Here is a 429-nt window from a genome sequence, read left to right on the forward strand (position 1 = left end):
CCCGTCATAGCTCCAGTGCACCTGCGCGGTGCGCTCGAGCAGGCTGGCGATTTCGCTGCGGCCCAGCTGCAGCGGCAGCGACTGCAGCCCGCGCAGCTCGACCTTGGTGTACTCGTCCACCACCTGCTGCAGGGGCAGCACGAACAGCCGCGACGGATAGCCGCCGGTCAGGCCACGCCAGTTGGATATCTGCACGTCGCCCACGAACGCGCGGAACGACAGCACGCGGTGGTACTCCAGGTCCAGGCGGCAGTCCGGCCCAGGTACGCGGCCCGGCTTGCAGACCACCAGCCGCAGCATGCTGTGGCCCCAGCGACTCATCGGCTGCGCACTGCCTTCGGCGAACAGGTAGTCCACCGCGTAGACGCGCGCCGGGTCGAACTGCAGCAGCGATGCAGCGCCCTCCTCCGATTCGGCCTGCAGCAGGGG

General features: G+C 69.5%; 1 protein-coding gene. It reads right to left on the reverse strand.

All coding sequences use genetic code 11. From position 1 onward, the window contains the following. Positions 1-429, reverse strand: a 429-nt coding sequence (locus FJV41_RS55970; protein WP_141649640.1) for a lipoprotein N-acyltransferase Lnb domain-containing protein, incomplete at both ends; no start/stop codon positions are given.

Source organism: Myxococcus llanfairpwllgwyngyllgogerychwyrndrobwllllantysiliogogogochensis (assembly GCF_006636215.1).
In the GTDB taxonomy this organism is placed as follows: Bacteria; Myxococcota; Myxococcia; order Myxococcales; family Myxococcaceae; genus Myxococcus; species Myxococcus llanfairpwllgwyngyllgogerychwyrndrobwllllantysiliogogogochensis.